This window comes from Ralstonia sp. PBBBR1 (assembly GCF_002256165.1).
Taxonomy (GTDB): domain Bacteria; phylum Pseudomonadota; class Gammaproteobacteria; order Burkholderiales; family Burkholderiaceae; genus Ralstonia; species Ralstonia thomasii.
Map to the genome: position 1 here is coordinate 134,239 of NZ_NKIL01000007.1, position 23,925 is coordinate 158,163.

General features: G+C 64.2%; 15 protein-coding genes and 2 riboswitches. Of the genes, 12 read left to right on the top strand and 3 right to left on the bottom strand.

The window, feature by feature from the left end:
* Positions 1–32: 32 nt before the first annotated feature.
* A complete protein-coding gene (locus CFE42_RS14100; RefSeq protein WP_004628698.1) occupies positions 33–944 on the bottom strand; it encodes a LysR family transcriptional regulator in 912 nt (303 codons plus the stop codon).
* Positions 945–1,289: 345 nt separating this feature from the next.
* Between CFE42_RS14100 and gcl the strand changes: the two genes are divergently transcribed.
* The 5 genes from gcl (at position 1,290) to pyk (ending at position 8,948) form a co-directional block, all read left to right on the top strand.
* The gene (gene gcl, locus CFE42_RS14105) at positions 1,290–3,077 is read left to right on the top strand and encodes a glyoxylate carboligase (protein ID WP_004628696.1); all 1,788 of its coding nucleotides are present in this window, start codon (positions 1,290–1,292) and stop codon (positions 3,075–3,077) included.
* Between the two features lie 43 nt (positions 3,078–3,120).
* Entirely contained in the window at positions 3,121–3,903 is a 783-nt protein-coding gene (gene hyi, locus CFE42_RS14110; protein ID WP_004628695.1) for a hydroxypyruvate isomerase, read from the top strand.
* Positions 3,904–4,458: 555 nt separating this feature from the next.
* Entirely contained in the window at positions 4,459–5,439 is a 981-nt protein-coding gene (glxR, locus tag CFE42_RS14115; protein ID WP_274521284.1) for a 2-hydroxy-3-oxopropionate reductase, read from the top strand.
* Positions 5,440–5,515: 76 nt separating this feature from the next.
* On the top strand, positions 5,516–6,835 hold the full coding sequence (locus tag CFE42_RS14120) for a glycerate kinase (RefSeq protein WP_004628691.1): 1,320 nt from the start codon (positions 5,516–5,518) through the stop codon (positions 6,833–6,835).
* 634 nt (positions 6,836–7,469) lie between these two features.
* A complete protein-coding gene (gene pyk / locus CFE42_RS14125; RefSeq protein WP_004628690.1) occupies positions 7,470–8,948 on the top strand; it encodes a pyruvate kinase in 1,479 nt (492 codons plus the stop codon).
* Between the two features lie 24 nt (positions 8,949–8,972).
* Here pyk and hemN read toward each other — a convergent pair whose 3' ends face one another.
* A complete protein-coding gene (gene hemN / locus CFE42_RS14130; RefSeq protein ID WP_004628688.1) occupies positions 8,973–10,457 on the bottom strand; it encodes an oxygen-independent coproporphyrinogen III oxidase in 1,485 nt (494 codons plus the stop codon).
* Between the two features lie 254 nt (positions 10,458–10,711).
* Between hemN and CFE42_RS14135 the strand changes: the two genes are divergently transcribed.
* Positions 10,712–11,800 carry an ABC transporter substrate-binding protein gene (locus CFE42_RS14135; protein WP_004628686.1) on the top strand — a complete coding sequence of 363 codons (1,089 nt, stop codon included), beginning with the start codon at positions 10,712–10,714 and terminating at the stop codon, positions 11,798–11,800.
* Positions 11,801–12,343: 543 nt separating this feature from the next.
* Here the strand turns inward: CFE42_RS14135 and CFE42_RS14140 are convergent.
* Entirely contained in the window at positions 12,344–14,464 is a 2,121-nt protein-coding gene (locus CFE42_RS14140) for a UvrD-helicase domain-containing protein (protein ID WP_004628685.1), read from the bottom strand.
* Between the two features lie 273 nt (positions 14,465–14,737).
* Between CFE42_RS14140 and CFE42_RS14145 the strand changes: the two genes are divergently transcribed.
* The 6 genes from CFE42_RS14145 (at position 14,738) to CFE42_RS14170 (ending at position 23,923) form a co-directional block, all read left to right on the top strand.
* Entirely contained in the window at positions 14,738–15,064 is a 327-nt protein-coding gene (locus CFE42_RS14145; RefSeq protein WP_004628683.1) for a hypothetical protein, read from the top strand.
* 160 nt (positions 15,065–15,224) lie between these two features.
* A riboswitch (glycine riboswitch) is annotated at positions 15,225–15,322 on the top strand.
* A gap of 12 nt (positions 15,323–15,334) precedes the next feature.
* Positions 15,335–15,462: riboswitch (glycine riboswitch) on the top strand.
* A 129-nt stretch (positions 15,463–15,591) separates the two neighbouring features.
* Positions 15,592–16,719, top strand: coding sequence for a glycine cleavage system aminomethyltransferase GcvT (gene gcvT / locus CFE42_RS14150; RefSeq protein WP_004628681.1), 1,128 nt, complete (start codon positions 15,592–15,594; stop codon positions 16,717–16,719).
* A 47-nt stretch (positions 16,720–16,766) separates the two neighbouring features.
* Positions 16,767–17,147, top strand: a complete 381-nt coding sequence (gcvH, locus tag CFE42_RS14155; RefSeq protein ID WP_004628679.1) for a glycine cleavage system protein GcvH — start codon at positions 16,767–16,769, stop codon at positions 17,145–17,147.
* Between the two features lie 84 nt (positions 17,148–17,231).
* Positions 17,232–20,171 (top strand): aminomethyl-transferring glycine dehydrogenase, encoded by a 2,940-nt coding sequence (gcvP, locus tag CFE42_RS14160; RefSeq protein ID WP_004628678.1) that lies wholly within the window; start codon positions 17,232–17,234, stop codon positions 20,169–20,171.
* A gap of 148 nt (positions 20,172–20,319) precedes the next feature.
* Positions 20,320–21,696, top strand: coding sequence for an L-serine ammonia-lyase (locus tag CFE42_RS14165; protein WP_004628676.1), 1,377 nt, complete (start codon positions 20,320–20,322; stop codon positions 21,694–21,696).
* Positions 21,697–21,868: 172 nt separating this feature from the next.
* Complete coding sequence (locus CFE42_RS14170; protein ID WP_004628674.1) at positions 21,869–23,923, top strand: oligopeptide transporter, OPT family; 2,055 nt, start codon at positions 21,869–21,871, stop codon at positions 23,921–23,923.
* The last annotated feature ends 2 nt before the right edge of the window (positions 23,924–23,925 follow it).

Genomic DNA, 23,925 nt, shown 5'->3' on the forward strand with positions numbered 1-23,925 from the left:
TTAGGAACCGTCATCCATTTCCGCACGCTCAACTAACGCGTGCGCGACCAATACCCCGCCTGCCCGTACACGGTCTTCAGATGCTCGATAAAGAACCGGATCTTTGCCGGCACCGGCCGTTGCTGCGGGTACACGGCGAGGATGTCGTAGTCGGGCAGCGCGTAGTCGTCCAGCACCGTCATCAGCGCGCCGGATTCCAGCTCCGGCTGGATCTCCCACGTTGAGCGCCAGCCCAGACCCAGGCCTTCACCCATCCAGCGGTGCAGCAACTCACCATCGTTACAGTCGAGGTTGCCGTTCACCTTTACGGTGACGGCCTTGCCGTTCTGCTGGAAATACCAGCCCCGCTGCTGCCCGCCCTGCAGGTTAAAGGCTAGGCAGTTGTGGCGCGCGAGATCATCGAGCGTGCGCGGCACGCCATGCTTGGCGAAGTACGCGGGCGTGCCGCACACCACACGCTTATTCGACGCCAGGCGGATCGCCACGAAGTTCGGATCAATCGCGCCGCCAATGCGGATGCCCACGTCGTAGCCTTCGCGCACGAGGTCGACAACGCGGTCGGTCAGGTTGAACGAGATGCGCACGTCGGGGTTGGCACGCAGGAAGTCCGGCGCATGCGGCGCGACGTGTTTGCGGCCGAACGCTGCGGGGGCCGAGACGATAAGGTGCCCGGTGGCCTTGTGGCGGCCTTCGGCAACGAGCAGCTCCGCACGGTCCAGCTCGCCCAGCGCCTTCTTGCACTGTTCCATGAAGACCGCGCCCTGCTCCGTCACCGCAATGCGGCGGGTGGACCGGTGCAGCAGCTTCACGCCAAGGCGGGCTTCCAGCGCGTTGATGCGGCGGCCGATCATGACGGGCGTCACATCCTGCGTGAGCGCGGCGGCGGCCATGCTGCCGTGCTCCACCACGGCGATGAACGCTTCGATCTGCTTGAGCTTGTCCATTCCATCATTCCAGTTCGCAATGTCTGACCATTTTAGTGAGCATTCCGTACCTGGATTGCGACTTTCTGGCGCATATCACTTGTGACGAATGACAGAAATGATGAGTGACGATGTGATCGATGCGCGGGCGCCGGGCAGAATTTTTGCGATGCACAAAAACTCTCCGAAACGGCTTAGTGGTGCCGTTCTTCCGCACCTTGATCCGCTCGGATTGGTGCAGCACGCAAAATAATTCGGTATTCAGAGTTAGCAATCAACTGACGAAATCTGCGTTTATCCATATCGGCATGCGGGAATAGGATCAACTCCAACGTATTCCCACCTTCCCCTTCCTGGAGACACCCCATGCCGAAGATGAGAGCGATTGATGCCGCAGTTGCGGTGATGGAAAAAGAAGGCATCACCACGGCCTTCGGCGTGCCCGGTGCCGCCATCAACCCGTTGTACTCGGCCCTGCGTCGCGCCGGGAGCATCGACCACGTGCTGGCGCGTCACGTCGAAGGCGCCTCGCACATGGCCGAGGGCTATACCCGTGCCGAACCCGGCAACATCGGCGTGTGCATCGGCACGTCGGGCCCTGCCGGCACCGACATGATTACCGGCCTGTACTCGGCCTGGGCAGACTCGATTCCCATCCTGTGCATCACCGGGCAGGCACCCCGCGCCCGCCTGTACAAGGAAGACTTCCAGGCCGTCGATATCGAGTCGATCGCCAAGCCGGTCACGAAGTGGGCCGTCACCGTGCGTGAGCCGGCGCTGGTGCCGCGCGTGTTCCAGCAGGCGTTCCACCTGATGCGCTCGGGTCGTCCGGGCCCGGTGCTGATCGACCTGCCGTTCGACGTGCAAGTCGCCGAGATTGAATTCGACCCCGACACGTACAGCCCGCTGCCGGTCTACAAGCCCGCGGCCACGCGTGCCCAAGCCGAGCGCGCCATCGAGATGCTGTGCCAGGCCGAGCGCCCGCTGCTGGTGTGCGGCGGCGGCGTGATCAACGCTGATGCGGCCAAGCTGATGGTCGAGTTTGCCGAGCTGGTGAACGTGCCCGTCGTCCCGACCCTGATGGGCTGGGGCGTGCTCGCCGACGACCACCCGCTCAACGCCGGCATGGTCGGCCTGCAGACGTCGCACCGCTACGGCAACGCCACGCTGCTGGCGTCGGACTTCGTGTTCGGCATCGGCAACCGCTGGGCCAATCGCCACACGGGCAGCGTCGACGTCTACACCAAGGGCCGCAAGTTCATTCACGTCGATATCGAACCGACCCAGATCGGCCGCGTGTTCGGTCCGGACCTGGGCATCGTGTCGGACGCCAAGGCGGCACTGGAGAAGTTCATTGAAGTCGCGCGCGAGCTGAAGGCCGCCGGCAAGCTGCCGTGCCGCAAGAGCTGGAACGCCGACGTGCAGAAGCGCAAGCGCACGATGCTGCGCCGCTCCGACTTCGACAACGTGCCCATCAAGCCGCAGCGCGTGTACCGCGAGATGAACCAGTACTTCCCGCAGAAGGGGGAAAACTCGGTGCGTTACGTGAGCACGATCGGCCTGTCGCAGATCGCTGCCGCGCAGTTCCTGTCGGTCAACCAGCCGCGCCACTGGATCAACTGCGGCCAGGCAGGCCCGCTGGGCTGGACCATTCCCGCCGCCATCGGCGTGAAGGTGGCATCGCCCAACAGCGACGTGGTCGCCATCTCGGGTGACTACGACTTCCAGTTCATGATCGAAGAGATGGCGGTGGCCGCGCAGTTCAAGGTGCCGTACATCCACGTGGTGGTGAACAACTCGTACCTGGGCCTGATCCGCCAGGCGCAGCGCAACTTCGACATGGACTACTGCGTCCAGCTCGCCTTCGACAACGTCAACGCGCCCGAGCTGAACGGCTACGGCGTCGACCACGTGAAGGTGGTCGAAGGCCTGGGTTGCAAGGCGATCCGCGTGTTCAAGCCCGAAGACATCGAACCCGCCTTTGCGCAGGCCCGCCTGCTGATGGCCGAGTTCTCGGTGCCGGTGATGGTGGAAGTGATTCTCGAGCGCGTGACCAACATCGCGATGGGCACCGAGATCGACAACGTGGTCGAGTTTGAAGAGGTGCTCGACCTGGAAGACACCCTCACGGAAGCCGAAGGCGCCACCGCATAAAGACGGCGCGCTATTCCCTCACCGTCCGATAACAGGAGAAACCATGACAAAGCTGGCAGCCAACCTGACCATGCTGTTCAACGAGCAGGCCTTCCTCGACCGCTTCGAAGCCGCCGCGCGTGCGGGCTTCCGCGGTGTGGAGTTCCTGTTTCCCTACACGTTCCATGCCGACCAGATTGCCGATCGCCTGAACCGTTTTCAACTCGACCTGGTCCTGCACAACCTACCGGCCGGCAATTGGGACGGCGGCGAGCGCGGCATCGCCATCCTGCCGGACCGCGTGAGCGAGTTTCAGGACGGCGTGGGCGAAGCCATCAAGTACGCCAAGGTGCTCGGCGCGCGCCAGCTCAATTGCCTGGTGGGCATTCGCCCCGAAGGCGTGAGCGAAGACGCTGCGCGCAAGACGCTGGTGGAGAACCTGAAGTTTGCGGCGAAGGCGCTGAAGGCCGAGAAGATCGATCTGCTGATCGAGCCGATCAACACGTTTGATATTCCCTGCTTTTACCTGAACCGCACGCAGCAGGCGCTGGATCTGATCAACGACGTGGACGCGTCCAACCTGTACGTGCAGTACGACATCTATCACATGCAACGGATGGAGGGCGAGGTGGCAAGCACGCTGAAGCGCCATCTGGACAAGATCAAGCATGTGCAGTTGGCGGACAACCCTGGGCGCAATGAGCCGGGGACTGGTGAGATTAACTATCAGTTCTTGTTCAAATGGCTCGATGAGATTGGTTACGCCGGGTGGATTGGGTGTGAGTACAAGCCTAAGGCTGGGACTGTGGAAGGCTTGGGCTGGCGCGCTGCTCACAACGTTGCTTGATTTTTTGTTTGCCTTGTTCCGGCGGGGCGGTTCATCCCTTGTTTCATCCCCTGCCGGGGCTGACTCACTTTCTTTGTCTTGCCAAAGAAAGTAAGCAAAGAAAGGCGCGCCCGAGATGGCGAAAGATTCCTTGAATTTATGTCGCAGGGAGGGAGGAGAGGCAAACTCGCTTCGCTCAAACAGCCTCCCCTCTTTTTCCTCCCTGCAACAGAAATTCAAGGCGCCATCTAGGGCTCCAACGGCCAAACCATCGACCACGAGTGCAGTAGGAATCAGCAGCACAACGCGAAGCAAAGCGAGCAACACCGCAACGAACAAGAGCCACCTAGGACAGCACACAGATTGTGTGGCCGTACCTTGCCCTAGATGGCGCCTTGAATTTGTGTAAGCGGGCGGAAAAAGGAAGGAGGCTGTTTGAGCGCAGCGTTTGCCTCCTTCCCCGCCCGGTTACACAAATTCAAGGAGGGTGTCGCCATCTCGGGCGCGCCTTTCTTTGCTTACTTTTCTTTGGCAAGACAAAGAAAGTGAGTCGCCCCCGGCAGGGGGTGAAAGGGAGTGGACCACCAAGGTCCAAACCACGAACCACGAACCACCAACACATTCAAACCAAGGAGATCCCTCACCATGGCAAACAATCTCAACCTCGGTTTCATCGGCCTCGGCATCATGGGCGCCCCCATGGCAGGCCACCTGCGCGCAGCAGGCCACACGCTCTTCGTGCACGACGTCAACCCGGCACCCGCCGCGCTGGTGGAAGCCGGCGTGACGGTCTGCACGAGCGCGGAAGAAGTCGCCAAGCGCGCCGACATCATCTTCATCATGGTGCCGGACACCCCGCACGTTGAAGCCGTGCTGTTCAGCGAGAAGGGCGTCGCCAAGGCGCTGAAGGATGCCGGCAAGGACGCTGCTGCCAGCAAGATCGTCGTCGACATGAGTTCGATCTCGCCGATTGCGACGAAGGACTTCGCATCGCGCATCAACAAGACCGGCGCGCAATACCTGGACGCTCCGGTGTCGGGTGGCGAAGTGGGCGCGAAGGCTGCGTCGCTGACGATCATGGTGGGCGGTGAGCAGGCTGCGTTCGACCGCGTTGCTCCGCTGTTCAACCTGATGGGCAAGAACATCACGCTGGTCGGCGGCAACGGCGACGGCCAGACCACCAAGGTGGCCAACCAGATCATCGTGGCGCTGAACATCCAGGCCGTGTCGGAAGCGCTGCTGTTTGCATCGAAGGCGGGTGCCGATCCCGCAAAGGTACGTCAGGCACTGATGGGCGGCTTCGCTGCGTCGCGCATTCTTGAAGTGCACGGCGAGCGCATGGTGAAGCGCACGTTCGACCCGGGCTTCCGCATCGAGCTGCACCAGAAGGACTTGAACCTGGCCCTGCAGGGCGCCAAGACGCTGGGCGTGGCCCTGCCGAACACGGCCACCGCGCAGGAGCTGTTCAACACCTGCGCCGCCAACGGCATGGGCAAGCAAGATCATTCGGCCCTGTGCCGCGCGATCGAGATCATGTCGAACCACGACATCGCCTGAATGCGCGCCTAAGTTGTGTGCACTGTCGCAGCCTTCGGGCGGCGGCAGTCTTTTTGCTGTCTCCCTGCTTTCTGCCATGCACCACGACCAGTCTGCCCAGGCCGCCCTGCGCGCTGCCTTGCCCAATCCGTCGCCGCGCGCGTTGCTGCACGGCTTGTTTGATACTGCGGTGGCTGCGGTCAGCGCTGCGCAATGCCTGCCGGCATTCCTGCCTGAACCGCCGCGTGGCCGCACCATCGTCATCGGCGCCGGCAAAGGCGCAGCGGCGATGGCCGAGGCGGTGGAGCAGCACTGGAAGGGCGAGCTGTCTGGCCTGGTCGTCACGCGTTACGAGCACGGCCGCGCGCCTGGCACACAAGGCCGTATCGAAGTGGTGGAAGCCTCGCACCCGGTGCCCGATGCAGCCGGCCAACGCGCTACGCAACGCATGGTCGGCCTGCTCGATGGTTTGACGGAAGACGACCTCGTGCTGTGCCTGATCTCGGGCGGTGGCTCGGCCCTTCTGGCTGCACCGGCGGAGGGCCTGACGCTGGCCGACAAGCAGTCCGTCAACCGCGCGCTGCTCAAGAGCGGCGCCAGCATCGCCGAGATGAACTGCGTGCGCAAGCACCTGTCGTCGATCAAAGGCGGGCGCCTGGCGCTGGCATGCGCACCGGCACGCGTCGAGACGCTGCTGATCTCCGATATTCCCGGCGATGACCCGACGCTCATCGCCAGCGGCCCGACGCTGCCCGACGCCACCACCTGCGCGGATGCGCTGGCCGTGATCGACAAGTACGGCATCGACGTGCCCGAAGCGGTGCGCCGTCATCTGGAAACCGGCGCGGGCGAAACGCCCAAACCCGGCGATGCACGTTTCGAAGGCCATCGCAGCCACGTCATCGCGACGGCTCAGCACGCGCTGGAGGCGGCGGCCGCACAGGCACGCGCACTCGGTTATGAGGCCCACATCCTGTCGGACAGCATTGAAGGCGAAGCACGCGATGTGGCCGAAGTCCACGCCGGCATCGTGCGGCAGATTGTGGCGCGCAATCAGCCGTTCACCAAGCCGTGCGTGATTCTGTCGGGCGGTGAGACGACCGTGACGGTGCGCGGTAGCGGCCGCGGCGGGCGCAATGCCGAGTTCCTGCTGGCGCTGGGCGTGGCGTTGGATGGCCTGCCGGGTGTGTATGCGATTGCTTGCGATACCGATGGCATCGATGGGTCCGAAGACAACGCTGGGGCGATTCTTACGCCGGATAGCCTGGCGCGTGCTGAAGCGCTTGGGTTGAAGCCGAAGCAATTGCTCGACAACAACGACGGGTATGGGTTCTTTGATGCGTTGGGGGATTTGATTGTGACTGGGCCTACGCGGACGAATGTGAATGATTTTCGGGCGATTTTGATTACTGGCTAATTTTTTGGGCGAGGGGTGGATTGGGGGTTTTAGTTTTGTGGTTCATCCCTTGTTTCATCCCCTGCCGGGGCTGACTCACTTTCTTTGTCTTGCCAAAGAAAGTAAGCAAAGAAAGGCGCGCCCGAGATGGCGAAAGATTCCTTGAGTTTATGTCGCAGAGAGGGGAAGGGAAAAACTCGCTTCGCTCAGACAGTTTCCCTTCCTTTTTCCTCTCTGCAACAGAAATTCAAGGCGCCATCTAGGGCTCCAACGGCCAAACCATCGACCACAAGGGCAGTAGGCACCAGCAGCACAACGCGAAGCAAAGCGAGCAGAAACAGCACCAATCAAGAGCCACTCGGGCACGCATACCAACGGTTCGGCCGTTGACGTTCCCGCCCTAGATGGCGCCTTGAATTTGTGTAAGCGGGCGGAACAAGGACGGGGAAACTGTCTGAGCGAAGCGAGTTTTCCCCGTCTCCGCCCGGTTACACAAATTCAAGGAAGGGGTCGCCATCTCGGGCGCGCCTTTCTTTGCTGACTTTCTTTGGCAAGACAAAGAAAGTGAGTCGCCCCCGGCAGGGGGTGAAAGGGAGATGGACCACCAAGGTCCGCAAACGCAGCAAGCAATAGCCAGCCACCGGAGCCATCAACGATGCGCCGCTTCCGCAATACCAAAATCCTAGCCACCCTAGGCCCCGCCAGCAGCGACAAAGACACCATCCGCGCCCTCTTCGACGCCGGCGCAGACGTCTTCCGCCTGAACTTCAGCCACGGCTCGCACGAAGACCACCGCAAGCGCTACGACACCGTGCGCGCGGTGGAGGCCGAGACCGGCCGCCCCATCGGCATCCTCGCAGACATGCAAGGCCCGAAGTTGCGCATCGGCACGTTTGCCGACGGCCGCGTCGTGCTCAAGAACGGTGATCGCTTTGTGCTCGACCGCGATCCGACGCCGGGCGATGTCACGCGCGTGCATCTGCCGCATCCGGATCTGTACGCCGCTACCGCGCCGGGCCAGTCGCTGTTGCTGGACGACGGCAAGATCCGCCTAGCCGTGGAAGCCGCCGACCCGACGGCCATCGTCACGCGCGTGGTCGATGGCGGCCCGCTGTCCGACCGCAAGGGCGTGAATGTGCCGGATGCCGTGATTCCCATTCCCGCGCTCACCGAGAAAGATCTGCGCGATCTGGACTTCGCGCTGTCATTGGGTGTGGACTGGATTGCGCTGTCGTTCGTGCAGCGCGCCGAAGATGTGATCGCCGCACGCGAGATCATTGGCGACCGCGCCGGGCTGCTCTCCAAGATCGAGAAGCCCGCAGCGCTGCTGCATCTGGAAGACATCGTGCAGGCCTCCGACGCGCTGATGGTGGCGCGTGGTGATCTGGGCGTCGAGCTGCCGCCCGAGCGCGTGCCCGGCGTGCAGAAGCGCATCCTGCGCATGGCGCGCCAGCACGGCAAGCCGGTGGTCGTGGCCACGCAGATGCTGGAATCGATGATCGAAGCGCCAGTGCCGACGCGTGCCGAAGCCTCCGACGTGGCCAGCGCCGTGTACGACGGCACCGATGCCGTGATGCTGTCGGCCGAGTCGGCCAGCGGCAAGCATCCGGTGGCGGCGGTCAGCATCATGAACCGCATCATTGCCGAGACCGAACGCGACCCGCTCTACCGCAACCTGATCGACGCGCAGCATCAACCGCCGCTGCCGACCCGGCAGGACGCCATCTGCGCGGCCTTGCGTGACGTGACGCACATCCTCGGCGCAGTGGCCACCGTCACCTACACGTCCAGCGGCAAGACGAGCCTGCGCGCCGCACGCGAGCGGCCACTGGCGCCCATCGTCAGCATCACGCCGCGCCTGGATACGGCGCGCCGGCTGGCGATCGCGTGGGGCGTGCATAGCACGGTCAGCCCCGATGTGAGCAATGTCGACGAGATGGTGGACGCGGCGTGCCGCGCCGCCGCGCGTGAAGGCTTTGCCGTGTCGGGCGACCAGATCGCCATCACGGCGGGCATGCCGTTCGGTCAGGCCGGGTCAACCAACCTGCTGCGCCTGGCAGAAATATGGCCACAGACGTTGGTCAGCGCCCAGACGCAAACCACTGCACTGCAGCCCGAACCGGCAACGGTCTGATGTGACTTCGGGCCAGCAGGAAGATCAGACCACCTTGGAGTAGCGCGGGACGAAGGTGACGGGCTTGCCCTCGGCTTCCATCGCGCGCTCCGTGCCCGCCTCGCGCAGGTGCGCATCGAACACCATCGCGATGCGGCGCACGAGCAGCCGCCCTTGCGGTGTGATGACGATGCGCTCGTCCCCGACCTTCACCAGCCCGGCTTCTTCCAGCGGCGCCAGCGCCTGCAACTCGTCCGCAAAACTGCGCTTGAAGTCCAGCCCGTGGCGCGCGCCGAATGCGCGCATGTTCAATTCAAATCCGCACATCAACTCGCCGATCAGCGCGCGGCGCACGTGATCGTCCGGCGTGAGCGACATGCCGCGCAGCACGGCCAGCTCGCCTGCGTCGATGCGAGCGTAGTACGCGTCGAGATCCTTTTCGTTCTGCGCATACACATCGCCCACGCGGCTGATGGCGGACACGCCAAACGCCAGCATGTCGCAATCGGCGTGCGTGGAATAGCCCTGGAAATTGCGCTGCAGCCGCCCTTCACGCTGTGCGACGGCGAGAGCATCGTCAGGCCGCGCAAAGTGATCCATGCCGATGTAGACATAGCCTTCGGCGACGAGCCGCTCGACCGTCATGGCGAGCAAGTCGAGCTTTTCGTCGGCGGTAGGCAGCGTGAGCATGTCGATGCGGCGCTGCGCCTTGAACAGGTGCGGCAGATGCGCATAGCTGTAGACGGACAGCCGATCGGGCGCCATCTCCAGCACGCGATCCAGCGTGGCGTTGAAGGTTTCCGTGCGCTGATATGGCAAGCCGTAGATCAGGTCGAAGCTGATCGACTCGAAGCCCAGCCGGCGCGCGGTGTCGACCACGCGACGTGTCTCTTCCACGCTTTGGATGCGGTGGACCGCGCGCTGGACCTCGGGGTCAAAGTCTTGGATGCCCAGGCTTGCGCGGTTGAAACCGATCTCGGCCAATACTTCGAGCGTGGCGTCGTCGGTATGGCGCGGGTCGAGTTCGACGGAGATCTCCCCATCGTTGGCCACGTCGAAATGCTCGCGCGTGGCGGCCATCACGGCACGCATTTCGTCGTGCGCAAGAAAAGTCGGCGTGCCGCCGCCCCAATGCAACTGCGTCACGCGGCGCAGTGGGCCGATCTGGTTGGCGACCATCGCCATCTCGCGGGCGAGCGTTTCAACGTACCGTGCGCTGCGGGAGTGATCCTTTGTGATGACCTTGTTGCAGCCGCAGTAGTAGCAAAGGTTCGCGCAGAACGGCAGGTGCATGTACAGCGACAGCGGCGCATGCAGCGCGGGCGCGATCGCGGCGCGGCGGTGCAAGGCGTCGAGGTAATCGGCGTTGCCGAATTTGTTGTGAAAGCGGTCGGCCGTTGGGTACGAGGTGTAGCGCGGGCCGTGCGTATCAAAGCGCTGCGCGAGCGCGCGCACCTGCGGCGCCGACCAGCGGAAGGCGGTGTCATTTGCGGCGGACGGATTGTCGGCCGGCTTGGCGAACGGAAACATGGGGGCGATCGTTGTGGGGGCGATGCCTCATCCTAAAACTGCCAGGTGAGCGCCGCGTTGATGTGTGTCAACGTCGGTCCACACCTGTTCAAACGCGCCTCACCCTCCGTTGGGAGGGCCCCAACTTCACCGATCTGTCATGTTCTGCCCCCTAACATCGGCGATCGGCGCCAAGGGCTCGTCGCCCGTCGTACGCAGGCCGTCAAAACAACACAACAGCACAGGCCGTCGACTCGTCTTTTGGGGGAAGCACCATGTGGCAGAGACTGGCACGCCGCGGCGCGTGCGCACTGGCCTGGGCGGCCGTCACGCTGACGGCGCATGCGCAAGGCACGTCGTTCGTCGTGGGGCAACTGATCGAGCGCGGCGCAGACCAGGCCGACTATGCGCGCGACTTCATGGCGGGCGCCAAGGTGGCTTTCGATGCAGCCAACCAGAGCGGCGGCATCAAGGGCCGGCGCATCAGCCTCGTCCGGCGCGAGGCGGCGCTCAACGAAGCCATCCCGCAGGCCGTTGACATGATCGAACGCGACCATGTCGAGTTGCTCTTTGGCGTAAGCGAACGCTTGCTGCCGGTGCTGGCAGCGTCTCCCGAGATCGCACGGCGCAATGTGCCGTTGCTCGCCCCGCTCTCAGGTGCGACGTCGACCGCCGACAACGTTTTGTTCATCCGCCCCGATTACGACCACGAAATCGTCGCCGCGCACAACCGGCTGCGGCAGTTCGGCATGCGGCGGATTGCACTCGTCACGGCAGCGGGCTTCGATCCGCAACTCGGGGTGCGTCTGCGTGGCTCGATCGCCAAGGGAAATGCTGCCGAAACGCTGGACCTTTACACACTTACCGGAGACCCGGCCGAGCTTGCGGCCCGCATCGCGCCGACAAAGCCAACAGCGGTGATCATCGCCGGCGACACGCTCACCTACGCCACCGTCGGACGTGCGCTGGCGCAGCAGGGCTGGTATGGCTTTCTGGTCGGGCTGTCGTCCGTCAACCCTCAAGTGGCGCGCGAAATCCTGGGCTCCGGCTACAGCGGCGGCATGCTGCTCGCCCAGACGGTGCCAAACCCGGCCAGCGGCGTCACCAAAGTCGCGCGCGAGCATATGGCGCGGATGAAGCAGTTTCTGGATGAACCGCCTTCCGCTGCGACGCTATCGGGGTATATCGCCGCGGTGTATTTGATTCAGGCGATGAATGCCGCGGGCGGCAAGATGACCGGCGTGGAACTGCGGCGCGCGTTGCAGACGCGCGTTGATGTGGGCGGGTTCACGCTGGATTTCACGCGTGGAAATCGGGGAAGCGAGTTTGTTGATCTGAATTACATTCAGGGAGCGGGGAATTGATTCTGGCTTGGTGGTCCGCCCTCCTTTCGTTCCCTGCCGGGACCGACTTACTTTTCTTTGTCTTGCCAAAGAAAAGTAAGCAAAAGAAAGGCGCGCCCGAGATGGCGACTTCCCCTTGAATTTCTGTAACCGGGCGGGGAAGGAGGCAAACTCGCTTCGCTCAGACAAGCCTCCTTCCTTTTTCCGCCCGCTCACAAAAATTCAAGGCGCCATCAAGGGCTCAACGTCAAAAGAGAAAGGCCAACCCGTCGTGAGGTTGGCCTTTTCGTTTGGGCTTGCGCCCCGAGGGTGTGGCTTTTGTCCTTTGACTTTCCTGCCCTAGATGGCGCCTTCAATTTTCGTAAGCGGGCGGAAAAAAGGCGGGGAACTGTCTGAGCGCAGCGAGTTTTCCCCGCCTCCGCCCGGTTACGGAAATTGAAGGAATCTTTCGCCATCTCGGGCGCGCCTTTCTTTGCTTACTTTCTTTGGCAAGACAAAGAAAGTGAGTCAGCCCCGGCAGGGGATGAAACAAGGGATGCACCAAAACCAAAAACCAAAACCCCCTCACGAAGCCACAGGTTTCTTAGCCGCCAGCAACCCCTTCAACGCTCCCAACCGATCCTTCGGCGACATCGCCGGCATGGTGTCCTCCGGCGTCGGGCCGGCATCTTCCCCAAGCTTCATCTCGGCGATATAGCGCGACGGCTCACACACCACCGTCTCTCGCGCGCGCTTGCGCTTCTTGCACCAGCTGATATGCAGGCTGCGCTGTGCCCGCGTGATACCCACATACATCAGCCGCCGTTCTTCTTCGATCTTCTCGTCGGTCAACTCATCGTCTTCGCGGCAGTGCGGCAAGATGCCCTCTTCCACGCCGACCAGGAACACGTGCGGATACTCCAGCCCCTTGCTCGCATGCAGCGTGGACAGGCGCACCGCATCCGGGTCCTCTTCCCGGCCTTCGAGCATGCTGATCAGCGCGATGGTCTGCGTGAGTTCCAGCAGGTTCTTGCCGGCGTCCATCAGGCCATCGGCATTGTCGAAACCGGTGGCGTCTTCTTCGCTTTCCTTCTCCGGCTTGGTGCCCTTGCGCTTGAGCCAGTCGAGAAACTCCAGCACGTTGGTCCACTTGTTCTGGGCCTGGCGCTCGTCATAGGTGTCGTACAGGTAGGCCTCGTAATGGATGCCTTCCATCATCTCGTCGAGCAGCGTGGCAGCAGGCTCCTTGGCGGCGCGGTCCGACAGCCGCACGATGAACTCGCAGAACACGCGCAACGGCTCAAGCTGGCGCGGCGCAAGCTGTGCTTCGATACCGCCCATCATCGCCGCCTCGAACAGCGACACCTTGGCCTGCCCCGCAAACGAACCCAGCACTTCGAGCGTCGCATTCCCCACACCGCGCTTGGGTGTGGTGATGGCGCGGATGAACGCAGGATCATCATCCGCGTTGGCAATCAGGCGCAGATACGCGCACAGATCCTTGATCTCGGCCTTGTCGAAAAAGCTCTGCCCACCCGAGAGCACGTACGGAATGCGCTCGCGCCGCAGGATCTGCTCGAACAGACGCGCCTGGAAGTTGCCGCGATACAGAATCGCGTAATCCCGAAACTGCGCGCGGCGCTCGAACTTGTGGGCGGACAGCTTGAAGACGACGCTCTCGGCTTCGTGCTCCTCGTCATTGGCGCTCGTCACGTTGATGGCGTCGCCCATGCCGTGCTCGCTCCACAACGTCTTCTCGAACAGCTTCGGGTTCTGCGCGATGACCGCGTTGGCGGCATTCAGAATGCGCACCGTGGAGCGGTAGTTTTGCTCCAGCTTGATGACCTTCAGGTTCGGGAAATCCGTCTGCAGCAGCTTGAGGTTGTCGAGCGTGGCGCCGCGCCAGCCATAGATGGCCTGATCGTCGTCGCCCACCGCCGTGAAGGCCGGCGCACGCAAGTGCGAGCCCCCCGCCAGCAGCTTCAACAGTTGATACTGGCAAGCGTTGGTGTCCTGGTATTCATCGACGAGGAAGTAGCGCAGACGGTTCTGCCACTTCAGGCGCACCTCTTCATTGCGCGCGAACAGCTCGGCGGGAATGCGGATCAGGTCATCAAAGTCCACGGCCTGATACGCATGCAGCGTCGCGACGTAGTTGCGGTAGACGAGCGCCGCCTGGTGATCATCAACATTGTTGTTGGCGAGCGCCTCGGCAATCGCGGTGTCCGGATCGACGAGACCGTTTTTCCACAGCGAGATCGTGCTCTGCACGCGGCGGATCAACTGCTTGTCGGTGGTCGCCAACTGCTCCTGGATCATCCCGAAGCAGTCGTCCGAATCCATGATCGAGAAGCGCGGCTTCAGGCCCACGTGCTCGGCTTCGGCCCGCAGGATCTGCACGCCCAGCGAGTGGAACGTACAGACCGTCAACTGCTTGATGGGAATGCGCTTGCCGTCTTCGCGCGTCTTGCCGTCCATCAGCTTGGCCACGCGCTCCTGCATTTCCTTGGCCGCCTTGTTGGTGAACGTGACGGCGGCGATGTGACGCGGCTCGAAGCCCTTGTCGAGGATCAGGTGCGCGATCTTCTGCGTGATCACGCGCGTCTTGCCCGAGCCCGCCCCGGCCAGCACCAGGCATGGGCCGTCGAGGTAATGCACACCTTCGGATTGGGCAGCATTGAGCCCGTGGGCGAGACCGGAAGACATGGGAACAGGCGGAAGAAAAAGCAGGCGGGAACGACAGCGGAGGGCGATGGTAGCACGGCGCGTTTGCATCGATTGAGCCGATGAAAAGCCGTTTGCCGGGGCGCTGTCGGAGGTGCCAATACCGCACCGCACGCGTTTGCGCCCCTCGCTTTGCTTCCGGCCGTTACACCGCTTACGCCCCGTTACACGATGGCGGTCAGCCCGGAGCCAAAACGTGCCGTTATGGACGGGACAGCGGCTGAATCGGTCAGCCGCCCACCGGAGGAAGAAACCATGAACCGCATCGCCAAGATCCTGGCCGTAACCGCCGTCGCCCTGTCCGCCACCACCGGCGCCTTCGCCCAGACGCAATGGCAAAAGGACCACCCGCGCCGCGCCGAGGTCAACCACCGCCTCGCCAACCAGAACAAGCGTATCCACAACGAAGTGAAGGAAGGCGAAATCACCAAGGGCCAGGCGCGCCAGCTGCACAAGGAAGACCGCCAGATTCGCCAGGAAGAGCGCGACATGGCCTCGCAAAACGGTGGGCACATCACCAAGCAGGAACAGCGCACGCTGAACCAGCAGGAAAACCAGGTCAGTCGCCAAATCGGCAAGTAAGTCGAAGCAACACCAACCAACACCCGCACTCCGGCCACACGCTTTGGGTTGGCGGCCCCGCCAGCGCCCCGAAGGTGTGGCCGTTTTTGGCTGTGTGGCTGCCAAAATGCGCCATCGATTTGTCCTGATTGACAATCCCATCCCCCTTCCGTAAATTCCGCCCATCCATCCGGGAGAGCGTGCCCGCCGTACACGGCAAGGCGCCGCCGAAGGGGTAGCACCCGAAAACTCTCAGGCATCCAGGACCGGGCGGATCGGCGGACATGCGTCCGACCGCACTCTGGAGAGCTGGCGCCGCACGACCACTGCGGGCGCCCACCGAAGGGGCTCACGAACGGCGCGCACCGCTATGCGCCCCGCTTCGCAATCTCTCAGGTACCAAGGACAGAGGGGCCATCTGCGCAGCTTGTTGATCTTCATGGCGTCACCATGAGGCATCAGGCTGCGCGGGTGGCCTTTTTGCTTTTCTGGTCCCGAATAACGCGCCGCGCCCGGCCACAGTGGCGGCGCCTCTGCCGAGAGATTCCATGACGCTCCAACACACGCCGCTCAATGCCATCCACCGCTCGCTGGGCGCCCGCATGGTCGACTTTGGCGGCTGGGACATGCCCGTCAACTACGGCTCCCAAATCGAAGAGCACCACGCCGTGCGCCAGGACGCCGGCGTCTTCGACGTCTCGCACATGTGCGTGGTCGACCTCACCGGCGCGCGCGTGCGCGACTTCCTGCGTGGGCTGCTCGCCAACAATGTCGACAAGCTCCAGACGCCCGGCAAGGCGCTCTACAGTTGCATGCTGAACCCCAAGGGCGGCGTGATCGACGATCTGATCGTCTACTTCTTCCGCGAAGACTGGTTCCGCTTGGTGGTCAACGCAGGCACCGCCCCGACGGACCTGGAATGGATCGTCGCGCAGAACGCCGCCGCCGGCACCGACGTGACGATCACGCCGCGCCGCTCCGACAACAACGCGGGCGCCGAGCCACTGGGCATCCTGGCGGTGCAAGGCCCGAACGCGCGTGCCAAGACCTACGCCGCGCTGCCCGGCTCGCAGGCCGTGGGCGACGCGCTCAAGCCGTTCAACGCGGGCTTCGTCACCGTGGAAAACGTGGGCGAGATCATGGTGGCCCGAACCGGCTACACCGGTGAAGACGGTTTCGAACTGGTGGTGCCGGCCGCGCAGATTGCGGGCGTGTGGGAGCGCCTGCTGCAGGCCGGCGTGCGCCCGGCAGGCCTGGGCGCGCGCGACACGCTGCGCCTGGAAGCCGGCATGAACCTCTACGGCCAGGACATGGACGAGCACGTCTCGCCGCTCGACGCCGGCCTCGCCTGGACGGTCGACCTGCAAAGCGAACGCGACTTCACCGGCAAGGCCGCGCTGCAAGCCGGTGGACAACGCGAACAGTTCGTCGGCCTGATCCTGCGCGACAAGGGCGGCGTGCTGCGCGCCCACCAGAAAGTCATCACCGCCGCCGGTGACGGCGAGATCACCAGCGGCACGTTCAGCCCGAGCCTGTCGCTCTCCATCGCACTGGCGCGCCTGCCCAAGGAGGTGCCCGTCGGCACCGACGTGCAGGTCGAAATTCGCGACCGCAAGTTGACCGCGACTGTGGTTAAACTGCCGTTCGTGCGCAATGGCAAGGCGCTGGTCAGCTGAACACCGAATCTGCATTCCCCCATACCCATCTTCCGGAGAAACCTTTCATGAGCAACGTCCCCGCCGATCTGAAGTACACCGAACACGACGAGTGGATCCGCGTTGAAGCCGACGGCACGCTGACCATCGGCATTACCGACTTCGCGCAGGAACAGCTCGGCGACATCGTCTTCCTGGAGCTGCCGGAAGCCGGCCGCGCCGTCGCCAAGGACGAAGCGATTGCCGTGGTGGAGTCGGTCAAGGCCGCTTCCGACATCTTCGCCCCGGTGGCCGGCGAGATCGTCGCCAACAACGCAGATGCCGCGGGCGCGCCGGAATCCGTGAACGCAGGCGCCTACGACGCTTGGCTGTTCAAGATCAAGCCGGCCAACGCCGACGACGTGAACGCCCTGATGTCGGCTGCTGATTACGAAGCCAAGATCGGCTAAGCCGGTCCTCCGGCCGGTGCGCGCGCCCTGACCTGCGCCGCGCATCGGCCATTGCTTGCATCGCCTGAATTTCGAGCCCTTGCCATGAACGCTCCGCACCCCGCTTCCTCGGCGCTTGCCGCCGAACGCCCGACGTTGGCTGACCTGGAGGCGCGCGACGCCTTCGCGCACCGCCACATCGGCCCGTCTGCCGACGAGCAGACCGCCATGCTCGGCACGCTGGGCTACACCAGCCGCGCCGCGCTGATCGACGCCGTGATTCCGCCGGCCATCCGCCGCCAGGACGGCATGCCGCTGGGCGAATTCACGCAGCCGCTGACCGAAGAAGCGGCGCTTGCCAAGCTGCGCGGCATCGCCGGGCAGAACCGCGTGGTCAAGAGCCTGATCGGCCAGGGCTATTACGGCACGCATACGCCAGGCGTCATCCTGCGCAACATCCTCGAGAACCCTGCCTGGTACACGGCGTACACGCCGTATCAGCCGGAAATCTCGCAGGGCCGCCTGGAAGCGATGCTGAACTTCCAGCAGATGGTGATCGACCTGACGGCCATGGACATCGCCAATGCGTCGATGCTGGACGAAGCGACCGCCGCAGCTGAAGCCATGACGCTGCTGCAGCGCATTGGCAAGTCGAAGTCGACCGTGTTCTTCGTGGCGGACGACGTGCTGCCGCAAACGCTGGAAGTCGTGCGCACGCGCGCCGAGCCGATCGGCGTGCAAGTGGTGACCGGCCCAGCGGCCGACGCTGCCAAGCACGATGCGTTTGGCGTGCTGCTGCAATACCCGGGCGCCAACGGTGCGCTGCTGGGCGATCTGGCGACGTACCAGGCCCTGACCGATGCCGTGCACGCCGCCGGCGGTCTGGTCGTAGCCGCCGCCGACCTGCTGGCGCTCACGCTGCTGGCCGCGCCGGGCGAATGGGGTGCCGACGTCGTGATCGGCAATACGCAGCGTTTTGGCGTGCCGTTCGGTTTCGGCGGCCCGCACGCCGGTTACATGGCCGTGCGCGATGCGTTCAAGCGCTCGATGCCCGGCCGACTGGTCGGCGTGACGATCGATGCGCAAGGCAATCCGGCCTACCGCCTCGCACTGCAAACGCGCGAACAGCACATCCGTCGTGAGAAGGCGACCTCGAACATCTGTACCGCGCAGGTGCTGCTGGGGGTGATGGCATCGATGTACGCCGTCTACCACGGCCCGCAAGGCCTGAAGCGCATCGCCCAGCGCGTGCACCGCCTGAGCGCCACGCTGGCCGCCGGCCTGCGCGCGATCGGCTACACGCTGGAATCCGACGCCTTCTTCGACACGCTGACCGTTGTCACTGGCCCGCGCACCGCGAACCTGCACATCGCAGCACAGGCGCACGGCATCAACCTGCGCCAGATCGACGACGCACGACTGGGCATCTCGCTGGACGAGACCGTCACGCGCGCCGACGTCGTGGCGCTGTGGGAAGTCTTCGCGCATGCCGCCCACGCCGCCGCACCGGACTTCGACCAGACCGAAGCGGGCGTCGCCGATGCGTATCCGGCCTCGCTGGTGCGCCAGAGCGCGTACCTGACGCACCCGGTGTTCAACGCGCACCACTCGGAGCACGAAATGCTGCGCTACCTGCGCAGCCTCGCCGACAAGGATCTCGCGCTGGACCGCACGATGATCCCGCTGGGCTCGTGCACGATGAAGCTCAACGCCACCGCAGAAATGCTGCCGGTGACGTGGCCCGAGTTTTCGAACATCCACCCGTTCGCACCGGCCGACCAGACCGTCGGCTACCGCGAGATGATCGACCAGCTCGAACAGATGCTGTGCGCCGCCACCGGCTACGCCGCCGTGAGCCTGCAGCCGAACGCGGGTTCGCAAGGTGAATACGCCGGTCTGCTGATCATTCACGCCTACCACGCCAGCCGTGGCGAAGCGCACCGCAACGTGTGCCTGATCCCATCGTCGGCGCACGGTACGAACCCGGCATCGGCGCAGATGGCCGGCATGCAGGTCGTTGTCGTGGCGTGTGATGAGCGCGGCAACGTCGATCTGGCCGATCTGGAGAAGAAGGCGGCCGAGCACAGCAAGAACCTCGCGGCGATCATGATCACCTACCCGTCCACGCACGGCGTGTTCGAGGAAGGCGTGAAGCGCGTCTGCGAAATCGTGCACAGCCACGGCGGCCAGGTCTACGTGGACGGCGCCAACATGAACGCCATGGTCGGCACCGCCGCACCGGGCCACTTCGGCGGCGACGTCTCGCACCTGAACCTGCACAAGACGTTCTGCATTCCGCACGGCGGCGGCGGCCCGGGCGTTGGTCCGGTGGCCGTGGGTGCGCACCTCGCGCCGTTCCTGCCCGGCCGCGCGGCGTCGGGTGAAGATGCCAGCCAGAACATCGGCAATGTGTCGGCGTCGGCGTTCGGCTCGGCGTCGATCCTGCCGATCTCGTGGATGTACATCGCGATGATGGGCGCCGCGGGCCTGACCGCCGCCACCGAGACGGCCATCCTGTCGGCCAACTACGTAGCCAAGCGTCTCGCGCCGTACTACCCGGTGCTGTACACGGGCGCGCACGGCCTGGTGGCCCACGAGTGCATTCTGGACATCCGTCCGCTGCAGAAGGAATCGGGCATCAGCAACGAAGACATCGCCAAGCGCCTGATGGACTTCGGCTTCCACGCACCGACGATGAGCTTCCCGGTGCCGGGCACGCTGATGATCGAGCCGACCGAAAGCGAGCCGAAGGTGGAACTCGACCGCTTCATCGACGCGATGATCGCCATCCGCGGCGAAGTCGACAAGGTGATCTCGGGCGAATTCGACCGCGAAGACAACCCGCTCAAGCACGCACCGCACACCGCAGCCGTGGTGATGGCCGATGACTGGTCGCACAAATACACGCGCGAGCAGGCCGCCTACCCGGTGGCATCGTTGCGCGCACGCAAGTACTGGCCGCCGGTTGGCCGCGCCGACAACGTCTACGGCGATCGCAACCTGTTCTGCGCCTGCGTGCCGATGAGCGAGTACGCGCAGGACTAAGCCGGCGACCCGGTGCGCGATTGCCATCGCGCTACGCCACAGGCGGCCGCCTCGCACCACGGGGCGGCCGTTTGCATCTGAACAACCCGTGCGCGGACGGCCACAAGCCGACTCGCCCCTTTTGCAAAACGCCCCCGGAGCCTTACCCATGGCTGTTTCTGTTTTCGACCTCTTCAAGATCGGCATTGGTCCGTCCAGCTCGCACACCGTCGGGCCGATGCGCGCCGCGCTGATGTTCGCCTCCGGCCTCGAAGCCGATGGGCTGATGCCGCAAGTCGCCAGTGTCCGCGTCGAGCTGTACGGTTCGCTCGGCGCCACCGGCAAGGGCCACGGCACGGACCGCGGCGTCATCCTCGGCCTGATGGGCGAGGCGCCGGACACCATCGACCCCGACACCATCGATGCCAAGCTGGCGGCGCTGCGCGCCTCGCAGTCGCTGTCGCTGCTGGGCCGTCACGCGGTGCGCTTTACCGAGAAGGAGCACATCGCCTTCTATCGCCGCGAGGCGATGGCAGAGCACCCGAACGGCATGAAGTTCCACGCCTTCGATGCAGCAGGCGAGCGGCTGCGCGAAGCGCGCTATCTGTCGGTCGGCGGCGGCTTTGTCGTCACCGCTGGCGCACCGAACACGCAGGTGCTGGCCGCACATGACCAATTGCCGCATCCGTTCCGCAGCGGCAAAGAACTGCTGGCGATGTGCGAATCGACGGGCAAATCCATCGCCCGCCTGATGCTCGAAAACGAACTGACGTGGCGCACCGAAGCCGAAGTGCGCGCCGGTCTGCTCAACATCTGGCACGTGATGCAGGCGTGCGTGGCGCGCGGCTGCCGCACGGAAGGCGAACTGCCGGGCCCATTCCACGTGCGGCGCCGTGCGGCCGAGTTGTATTCAACGCTCACGGTGCAGGCCGAACGTACGCTGTCCGATCCGCTGTCGGTCATCGATTGGGTGAACCTGTATGCGATTGCCGTGAACGAAGAGAACGCCGCGGGCGGGCGCGTCGTCACGGCACCGACCAACGGCGCAGCCGGGATCATCCCGGCCGTGATGCATTACTACGACCGCTTCGTTCCCGGCGCGAACGACAACGGCATCGTGGATTTTCTGCTCACCGCTGGCGCGATCGGCATGCTTTACAAGATGAACGCGTCGATCTCGGGCGCGGAAGTCGGCTGCCAGGGCGAAGTCGGTGTGGCGTGTTCCATGGCGGCGGGCGCACTCGCTGCGGTGCTCGGCGGCACGCCCGCGCAGGTGGAAAACGCTGCTGAGATTGGCATGGAGCACAACCTGGGGCTGACATGCGACCCGGTTGGCGGGCTGGTGCAGATTCCGTGCATCGAGCGCAATGCGATGGCGTCTGTGAAGGCGGTGAATGCGGCGCGCATGGCGTTGCGGGGGGATGGCACGCATTATGTTTCGCTCGACTCCGTGATCAAGACGATGCGGGAGACGGGGGCGGATATGAAGACGAAGTACAAGGAGACGGCGCGGGGTGGGTTGGCGGTGAATATTGTGGAGTGTTGATTTTGGTTTTTGCGTTGGTGGTCCATCTCCCTTTCGTTCCCGGCAGGGGATGAAACAAGGGATGCACCAAAAACAAAAAATCTAGAGGACACACCAAAAAAATCCACCGCGCCCCCGCCCCCGTCCACTCCTATAATCCGCGCCACAAGAACCTTCTTTGGAGACCCGCAGGATGCAATCCCTCCATCCTCCCAAGCACATTCCGGCAGCGACCCTGCCTGAGCTGACGCTGCGCGGCATGATCCTCGGCGCGATCATCACCGTGATCTTTACCGCTTCAAACGTGTACCTGGGCCTGAAAGTCGGCCTGACGTTCTCATCGGCGATTCCCGCAGCGGTGATTTCGATGGCGGTGCTGCGCATGCTCGGCGGCACGAACATCCTCGAGAACAACATGGTGCAGACGCAGGCGTCTGCGGCCGGGACGCTGTCTTCGATCATCTTCATCCTGCCCGGCCTGGTGATGATCGGGCACTGGCAAGGCTTCCCGTTTTGGCAAACGTTTGGAGTCTGCATGGCGGGCGGCATGCTGGGCGTGGTGTTCACGATTCCGCTGCGCCACGCGATGGTGGTGCAGAGCGACCTGCCTTACCCCGAAGGCGTCGCAGCAGCAGAAATCCTGCGCGTGGGCAGTGGCCAGCCGGCGGACGGTGAAGATGCGGCCGATGGCGATGCGGTGCCCGCCGCCACCGGCATGCGCGATCTGGCCGCGGGCGGCGTCGTCGCGGCCATCGTGGCGTTTGCCACCAGCGGCCTGCGCCTGCTGGGCGAAGGCGCGAGCTGGTGGTTCGCAGCCGGTGCTGCGGTGGTGCGCTTGCCGCTGGGCTTTTCAACCGCGCTGCTGGGCGCGGGCTACCTGATTGGCCTGGTGGCCGGGCTGGCCATGCTGGTGGGCCTGGTGATCGCCTGGGGCATCGCCGTGCCGTATCTGACCTCCATCACGCCGATCCCGGCCGGCAAGGCGCTCTCGGCGTTTGGTACCGATATCTGGCGCACGCAGGTGCGCTTTATCGGCGCAGGCGTGATTGCCGTGGCGGCCGTGTGGACGCTGGGCACGCTGATCGGCCCGGTGGTGCAAGGCGTGAAGCGCTCGTTCGGCAGCCTGCGCCCGAAAGCCGACGGCACGCTGCGCACCGAGCAGGACATGGCGCCGCGCTGGATTCTGCTGGTGACGCTGGCCATGGTCGTGGTGCTGGTGATCACCTTTGCCGCATTCCTGGCGCCGACCATGCTGTCGGTCGGCTCGCGCTGGACGCTGATCACCTGCGCGGTGATCTTTGCAGTGGTGTTCGGCTTTCTGGTGGCGGCGGCGTGCGGCTACATGGCCGGGCTGATCGGTTCGTCGTCGAGCCCGATTTCGGGCATCGGCATCATCGCCATCACCTTGGTGTCGCTGCTGCTGTTGGCCATCGGCGCGGACAACGGCATCGTGGGTTCGCCCGAAGCGAGCAAGCTGGGCATTGCGCTGGCGATCTTCACAACGTCGGCCGTGGTGGCCGTGGCGACCATCTCCAACGACAACCTGCAGGATCTGAAGACCGGCTGGCTGGTCGGGGCCACGCCGTGGCGCCAGCAGGTGGCGCTGCTGATCGGCTGCGTGGCGGGCGCGGCAGTCATCTCGCCGGTGCTGGAGCTGCTGTACAACGCGTATGGCTTCCCGGGCGCGTTGCCGCGTGCCGGCATGGACGCCGCGCAGGCGCTGTCCGCACCGCAGGCCACGCTCATGACGGCCATTGCCACCGGCATCTTCACGCACCAGCTGGAATGGAACATGGTGATTGCGGGCATCGTCATCGGCGTGTTGCTGATCGCTGTGGACTGGGCGCTCAAGCAGCGTGGCGGTGTCGCCCGGCTGCCCGTGCTGGCAGTCGGTATTGGCATCTACCTGCCGCCGACGATCAGCACGGTGCTCGTGACCGGCGCGGTGCTGGCGTGGGTCATCGAGAAAATTCTTGCCAGGCGCGCACAGGCCGCCGGCGTGCCATATGCGCGCTATGCCGAGGTGCCGAACCGCCACGGCGTGCTGCTGGCGTCGGGCCTGATCGTGGGTGAAAGCCTGGTGGGTGTGCTGATGGCGGCAGTGATCGGCGCCACGGGCAAGGATGCGCCGCTGGCGATCGTGGGCGCGTCGTTTGAAGGCACGGCGCAATGGCTTGGGCTGATCGTATTCGCCTTGGTATGCTGGGCCTTCGCGCGCCGCGTTCTCGCGGTGCGTCCGACTCACTGAAC